The sequence below is a fragment of the Luteimonas salinisoli genome (assembly GCF_013425525.1).
In the GTDB taxonomy this organism is placed as follows: domain Bacteria; phylum Pseudomonadota; class Gammaproteobacteria; order Xanthomonadales; family Xanthomonadaceae; genus Luteimonas; species Luteimonas salinisoli.
In genome coordinates this window covers 35502-43374 of sequence record NZ_JACCKA010000040.1, presented here as the reverse complement: position 1 = coordinate 43374, position 7873 = coordinate 35502, and the positions used below count along the sequence as shown (strand labels likewise).

At 70.8% G+C, this 7873-nt stretch carries 1 protein-coding gene and 1 pseudogene; both read right to left on the bottom strand.

The annotated features are described in order from the left end of the window. Positions 1 to 527 (bottom strand): annotated as a pseudogene (locus tag H0E84_RS05650) (protease); the annotation flags it as partial. Between the two features lie 187 nt (positions 528 to 714). Next, positions 715 to 7659 (bottom strand): YadA-like family protein, encoded by a 6945-nt coding sequence (locus H0E84_RS05645; protein ID WP_180677662.1) that lies wholly within the window; start codon positions 7657 to 7659, stop codon positions 715 to 717. Positions 7660 to 7873: the final 214 nt, after the last annotated feature.

The following is a 7873-nucleotide window of genomic DNA, read 5'->3' as shown; positions in this document are numbered from 1 at the left end:
TCGATCCCGCCGGGGTTGTCGGTGCGGAAGTTCCACTGGTACTGGGCGAAGAACGGATCGTCCGGAGTGAACTGCGGCTGCGCGTCCGTGGCCCGGCGCACCGGGCCGAGGGCGTAGTCGCGCTCGTCAATCACCGCGTACTCCACCGCCGGATCCGCGGAGATCTCCCGCACCAGGGTCTCCAGCGCGCTGCGCTCGAGCTTCTGCGACAGGCGCAACAGGTCGGCGCCGACGCCGAGGCGGCGCATGTGGGTGGCCGAGACGGCACCGCCGCGGGCGGACCTGACGCCGGCGCCCGCGCGCGCAGCGGCCGACTCGACCGCGCGGGCCTTGGCCATGTTGCTGGTGCTCTCCAGCGTACCGCTGCGGTACTTGACGATCACGCGGGCGCCGGCCTGGGCCTCGGCCGCGGGCTGCGCGATACGCGACTGGCCGATCCTGGCTTCCTGGCCGGCGGCATGCACCGCCGGGATTCCGATCGCCGCTGCAATCGCGGCACACAACAGGGTCTTACGCTTCATCGACATCCAAGCTTCTCCTCACGATACGAAGAATAAAAAGAACCGCCTGCCGCCGCCCGGGAACGAGCCCGGGCCAGCGGCAGACGGCCGGGAAAGTGGTTCTCGACATCCGACGCGCCCCGCAGGGTCCCGCAACGACCCGCAGCGTCACGCGGGACGCTGCGGATCCCGGCTCGGCGAGGGCCTGCCGTCGTCACCAGCTGAAGCCGGCGCCGGCGGAGACGCTGCTCTCGCCACCGGCCACCGCGCCGCCGAACGAGATGCTGGCGCGGTTGCCGAGCGCGCGCTGGTAACCGATCGCGATCGCCTGCTCGCCGCCCTGGGCGCCGACGCCGACGCCGACGCGGTTCTGCCCGGCCAGTCCGGCGGTATTGAGCGCCATGCCGGCGTAGGCGCCGCTCATGGCGCCCATGCGGTCGATGCGGCGATCCTGGTGGCGGAGGCGCTCGTCGACCTCACCGCGCAGCGAGGTGAAGTTGTCCTCCCAGGCGGCGAACTGCTCGTCGGTGTAGGCCTTGGCCTGGTTCAGGGTGCGCGCATCGCCGGCTTCGACCTGCGCCACGTTGGCCGCATCGTGGTCGTCGACGCCTTCGGCGACGTTGGTGACGCGACGCTGGTTGTCGGCGCTGCCGACCGAGACCGTATTGGCCTGGTCCGCGACCGAGCCCTGCCCCAGCGCCACCGAACCTTCGGCGGTAACGCTGGCGCCCTGGCCGACCGCCGTGCCCGACGCCGCCTCGACATTCGCGTCGGCGCCGACCGCCACCGCGTTGGTCGCCTCCACCGAGACCGACGCCGCGCTGCCAACCGCGGTGCTGTTGTCGGCATCCACGGACGCACCATTGCCGATCGCGGTGTCGTTGCCGTCGGCAGCGACGCTGTCGTTGCCGACCGCGAGACCGTCGCCGCGACCGCTCGGGGCACCATTGCCGTTCCCGTTCCCGTTCCCGTTCCCGTTCCCGTTCCCGGTGCCGTTGCCGTTGCCGTTGCCGTTGCGACCTTGCTCTAGCGCTCCGACCCGGCTGTCGAGACCCGACAGCGCACCATCGAGCGCACCAAGGGCGTCGCCGACGTTGCCGTAGTAGCTGCCCTGGACGGAGAACACCGACCCGATCAGCTTGCCGTTGGCGTCCACCACCGTGCCGCCGCCGAAGGCGGTAGCGACGGAATCCATCGAGGCATGCACCTGGGCACCGTTCACCGCGTCGCGGCTGGAAGCGTTGATCGCACCTGCGGCGACGTTGCTCAGCCGGGTGCCGCCTGCGCCATCCAGGCTGATGCGATCATGACTGTCGTCGTCGTAAGTCACCGCGTTCACGGCCACACCTTCGATGTCGCCAATGCGATCCTCCATGCCGTCCACGCGGCCCTCGACCACACCGATGCGCTCGTTGGTCTCGAACAGCTGGCTGCCGTTGACCGCGTCGGTGCTGTCCTCCGACACCTCACCCGCGGCGACATTGGCCAGGACGGTGCCCTGCGCGCCGTCGAAGGTCACACGATCGTGGCTGTCGTCGTCGTAGGTGATCGCGTTTTCGCTGATATGCCCGATCTCGTCGGCGACGGCGCTCAGCTGATCGAGGTTCACCGCATCGGTGCCCTTGGTGCCGGGGGCGACGTTGACGATCTGGCGCTCGGCGCCTTCGCTGCCGACCGAGACCGTGTTCTCGCGGTCGGCGATGGCGCCACGCCCCAGCGCGACGCTGTTGCCCGCCATCGCCCAGGCGTCCACGCCCAGCGCCATGCTGGACAGGCTGTCGGCCTGGCTGCGGAAACCGAGCGCGACGCTTTCCTCGCCGTAGGCGCGCGCCACCTGCCCGACCGCAGTCGAGCTCTCGCCGAACGCGCCGCTGCCGCTGCCGACGGCGAGCGTGCGGATCGCGGCGGCGGTCGAGCCTTCGCCGAACGCGGTGGCGAACTCCCCTGCCGCCACCGACATCACGCCGACCGCCGTGCTGCGATCGGCGCGCGCGCTGCCGCCGATCGCAACCGCCATCTCGCCGCCGGCGTAGGCGCCGGCGCCGACCGCGGTCGAGGCATACTCCAGCGCGCGGGCACCGGCGCCGACCGCGGTGCTTTCGCGGCCGGAGGCGATGGTGGCGAACTCTTCCATCTCCCAGGTCTCGCCGTTCATCACGTACAGGTGCCCGCCGATCGCGGTCGCGGAATCCGCCGTGGCCTCGCTGCCTGCGCCGTAGGCGCTGGCATAGTCGGCCGAGGCGGTGCTGTTGAAGCCGGTGGCGGTGGTGTGCTTCTCGAACGCGAACGCGCCGCTGCCGTAGGCCGAGGCGCCCAGCTCGCCGGCATAGGCGCCGGAGCCGGCCGCGGTGGCGAAATCGCCATCGACCGTGGCTTCCTGATCGTTGTCCTCGTCGCCGCGGGCGGCGAAGTAGCGGTTGATGGAGGTCGCGTCGCGCAGCTGATCGAGATTCACGGCATCCGTGCCCTCGGTCCCCGCCGCCACGTTGGCGATCTGCCTCTGGACCGGATCGAATCCCATCGGGTTGTCCGCCGAAATGCCCACCGAGATCGTGTTGGCGCGGTCGGCAATCGACCCCGTCCCCAACGCCACGCTGTTGTCGGCGAAGTTCATGCTGAACGCGCCCAAGGCCATGCTGTCGGCCGCCTCGACATGGCTGCCGAAGCCGAGCGCGACGCTATGGTCTCCGCTGGCGTACGCGGCCGTTCCCACGGCGGTGCCGCTGTCCCCAAGCACCGTGCTCGCCGAGCCGAGCGCGAGCCCGCGATCGGCGCCCACACCGGCTCCGGTGCCGAATGCCGACGACCCGAATCCGTGCGCGACGGAGTTGTTGCCAACCACCACGGTCTGCTCGCCGATTGCGCTCCCGCCCACCGAGACCGACATGGCCGAGCCTGCATACGCGCCGGCTCCGACGGCGACGGCCATGTAGTCCAGCGCGCGCGCGCCCGCGCCGACCGCCGTGCTTTCGCGCCCGGAAGCGATGGTGGCGAAAGCGCGCGGCAGGCCGGTCTCGCCGTCGTCGGCATAGTGGTAGCCGCCGATCGCCATCGAGCTTTGTCCCGTGGCCTCGCTGCCGGCGCCGTACGCGGTCGCGTAGTCGGCCGAGGCCGTGCTGTTGAAGCCGGTGGCGGTGGTGTGCTTCTCGAACGCGAACGCGCCGCTGCCGAAGGCCGAGGCGCCCAGCTCGCCGGCATAGGCGCCGGAGCCGGCGGCGGTGGCGAACTCGCCCGCCGCCGTGGCCGGCTGGTCGTTGTCGGCATCGCCCGTGGCTTCGAAGTAACGGCTGTGCGCCGTCGCCTCCTTCAGCTGAGCGAGGTTGACCGCGTCGGTGTCCTCGGTGCCGGCGGCGACGTGGATGATCTGGCGCTCGATCGCCTCGATCTCTACGGGTACCGGCATGCCGCCAAAGTGGGTTCGACCCGGGGAACCGACCGATACGGCGTTGTCGCGATCGACATACGAATTCGCGCCCAGCGCCACCGAGTTGGTGGAACCGAAGGCCACCTGGGAGTTGCGACCCAGCGCGACGCCGCCATCGGCACCCGGCAATACCACGCTGTTCCAGCCCAGGGCTGCGCTCTCGAAACCACCTACGACGCTCCATCCGCCCAGCGCCAGGCTGTTCTCACTCAGCGCCATTGCGCCAAGCCCGAAGGCTGCGCTCCGCGGGCCTGCGGCCGAGGCCCGATGTCCCACGGCAACCGTGGCGAAGTCGAAGGCCGTCGCCCCGGCACCGACGGCGACCGCGAGTTCCCCGGACGCATAGGCTCCGGATCCGAGCGCCGTGGATTCAATGCCGACTGCATGCGTGTGGGCACCCACCGCCACCGCGTAATGCGCGGTCGCCTGGGTACCGGCACCCACGGCCGTACTTGCCATGCCTGACGCGACGGTCGGTACGTCGACCAACTCCCAATCGTACTCGCCCGGGGTACCGAACCACACCGACATCTGGCCGCCGATGGCCACCGAGCTCTCTCCGGTGGCCTCGCTATAGGCCCCGTAGCTCGTGCTCCACTGCTCGGACGCCACGCTGTTGTAACCGCTGGCGGTCGCATATGCGCCAAACGCGAACGCGCCGCTGCCGAAGGCCGAGGCGCCGATTTCTCCGGCATAGGCACCAGAGCCGGCCGCGGTGGCGAAATCGCCGTGCGCGGTCGCCTCCTGGTCGTTGTCGGTGTCGCCGGTAGCCTCGAAGTAGCGGCTGTGCGCGGTCGCCTCCTTCAGTTGAGCGAGGTTGACCGCGTCGGTGGCCTCGGTGCCGGCGGCGACGTTGGCGATCTGGCGATCGAACGCCTCCACCCAGTTGCCGAGGCTGTCGGTGTAGCCGTACGCCGCGCCCACGGACACCGTGCCCGCGCGGTCGGCCACCGAGTAGGCCCCCAGAGCCACGGCATTCGTCGCCAGCACGTCGGTCTCCGCGCCCAGCGCCGTCGCATGCGCCACGCGTGCCTTGGCCTGCCGGCCGAAGGCGCTCGACTGGGCGCCCGCGGCGCCGGAATACTGTCCGACGGCGGTGTTCGATTCGTCGTACGCCACCGCGCTGCTGCCGACCGCGACGCTACGCTCGCCGTAGGCCTTGGCCCGGTTGCCCAGCGCGACCGAGTTGCCACCGTCGGCCCGGGAGTTGGCGCCCAGGGACATGCTCCAGTCGCCCGCGGCGTAGCTCGCCGCGCCGATCGCGATCGCCGACTGGCCCGAGGCCCGGGCGATCACGCCCAGGGCCACGGTGCCGGCTCCGGTGGCCTGCGCTGCCGAACCGACGGCGGTGCTGTCCTGTCCGGAGGCCACGGTCGACCAGATCACGTCCTCGCCGGTTTCCATGTCGAACACGCTCAGCTTGCCGCCCAGCGCGGTGCTGCTGGTGCCAGCGGCCTCGCTGCCGGCGCCGTAGGCCGCGCTGTAATCGCCGGACGCCACGCTGTCGAAACCCGAAGCGGTGGCGTGCCGGCCCAGGGCGAACGCACCGCTGCCGTAGGCCGACGCACCGAGTTCGCCGGCATAGGCGCCGGAGCCGGCGGCGGTGGCGAACTCGCCCGCCGCCATGGCCGGCTGGTCGTTGTCGGCGTCGCCGGTGGCTTCGAAGTAGCGGTTGCTCTCGGTCGCCTGCTCGAGCTGCGACAGGTTCACCGCGTCGGTGGCTTCGGTGCCGGCGGCGACGTGGGTGATCTGGCGATCGATGGCCTCGACGTCGACCGGGATCACGCCGTCATGGATGCGCGCCGGCGTGCCGACCGAAACCGAATTGGGCCGGTCCGCATACGAGTAGCTGCCCAGCGCGACGGCATTGTCGGCGCCGATGGCGACCTGCGAATGCGGCCCGAGCGCCATGCTGGTATCGGTGTCGGGAAAGACGATGCTGTTCCAGCCCAGCGCCACGCTCTGGTATCCGCCGACGGCGGCCTGGCCGCCCAGCGCCAGGCTGCTATCGCCTTCGGCGAACGCTCCCACGCCCAGTGCGGTGCTGCGCGGGCCGCGTGCCTGCGACCAGCTGCCGACGGCGGTGCTGAACACGTCGTAGGCGCGCGCCTGGCCGCCGATGGCGATGCTCTGGTCGCCGCGCGCGGTACTGGCCTGCCCGAGGGCGGTCGCGCTGTCGCCGCTGGCCTCCGACACCACACCCAGCGCGGTGCTGCCATAGCCGGTCGCGCGGGCGGCGGTGCCGATGGCGGTGCTCTCCTGCCCTGATGCCTCGGTCGACCAGAGTTCCTCTTCCCAGGTCTCGCCGTTGATCACCACCATCTGTCCACCCACCGCGACGGCGCTGTCGCCGGTGGCCTGGCTGCCGACCCCGTAGCTGGTGGACCACTTGGCCGACGCCAGGCTGTTGAAGCCACCGGCGGTGGCGTATTCGCCCATCGCGAACGCGCCGCTGCCGAACGCGGAGGTGCCGAGCCCGACCGCATAGGCGGCCGATCCCACCGCGGTGGCATAGTCGCCTTCGACCGCCGCTTCCTGCTCGTTGTCCGGGCCGCCGCTGGCGGCCAGGTAGCGGTTGTCCTCGGTCGCGGCGTTCAGCTGCCCGAGGTTGACCGCGTCGGTGTCCTCGGTGCCCGCCGCCACGTGGACGATCTGGCGGTCGATCGCTTCGATCTGCGCTTGCAGCGGCGAGCCTTCCCTGTGTATCCGGGCAGGCGACCCCACCGACACCGCGTTGGCGCGGTCGACATACGAATTCGCGCCCAGGGCCACCGCATCGGCGATACCGTCCGCCACCGCCGCGTTGCGGCCCAATGCCATGCCGCCATCACTGTTTGGATAGACGATGCTGGCCCAGCCCATGGCCACGCTCTGGAACCCGCCAACTGCACTATGGCCGCCGAGTGCCAGGCTGCCGTCGCCGGATGCGTACGCTCCCAGCCCGAATGCCGCGCTACGTGGGCCATGCGATTCGGCTCGGCTGCCGACCGCGATTGAACCCCAGTCGTAGGCGCGTGCCATGCCGCCGACGGCGACGCTGTCGTCTCCCCAGGCCGTGCTGGCCGCGCCCAGCGCGAGCGCGCCAATGGCACTAGCATCGGCCGTCGAGCCGAGGGCGGTGGCGGAAGCTTCGGTCGCCTGGGCGGCAGCGCCGATGGCGGTACTCCCATAGCCGGAGGCTACCGTGGAGACGTCGACTTCCACCCAGTCCCACTCTCCCGGCGTGCCGATCATCATCTTCAGCTGACCGCCGATCGCCACGGCGCTTTCCCCGATCGCCTCGCTGAAGGCGCCGTAGCTGGTGCTCCATTTATCGGCCGCCACGCTGTTGTAGCCGCTGGCGGTCGCGTGTTCGCCGAACGCGAACGCACCGCTGCCGAAGGCCGAGGCGCCGAGCGCTCCGGCGTAGGCGCCGGAGCCGGCCGCGGTGGCGAAATCGCCTTCGACCGCCGCCGCCTGGTCGTTGTCCGGGCCGCCGCTGGCGGCGAAATAGCGGTTGTGCTCGGTCGCCTGTTCCAGCTGCGACAGGTCCACCGCATCGGTATCGGCCGCATCGGTATCGGCGCTGTCGGCGACGACGAGGTCCGTCGGGCATTCCCCGGCGACGTCCGGGCCGGCGCCCGATTCACATTGGCCGTCGGGGGTTGCGGTCGCGGTCCGCTGCGGGTCCGTCGCCACGGCGGGCGCGGCTGTCATCAGGGCGGCAATGGCGAGCGCCAGGGTCGTACGTTTCATCGTGTGCTCCCTCCTCCAGGTGAATCCGGACCCGGGATGGGAGGCCACGTATGGGATGACGCCAGCCCCGCCCCGGACGATGACCGCGCCCTGTCCGGTCGCGGTCTGCAGGCATCGATGCTTGCCAGCGGGCGGACGCGGAGGCCATTCCAATTCGATGACAACCGCTTTATCTCGACGTTTATCCCTGTCCAATCAGGGGCTTGCTGCGGCC

What these genes read in the sequence shown, in the direction of transcription:
- H0E84_RS05645 (WP_180677662.1), bottom strand. Translation starts at nt 7,659, where the DNA reads ATGAAACGTACGACCCTGGCGCTCGCCATTGCCGCCCTGATGACAGCC.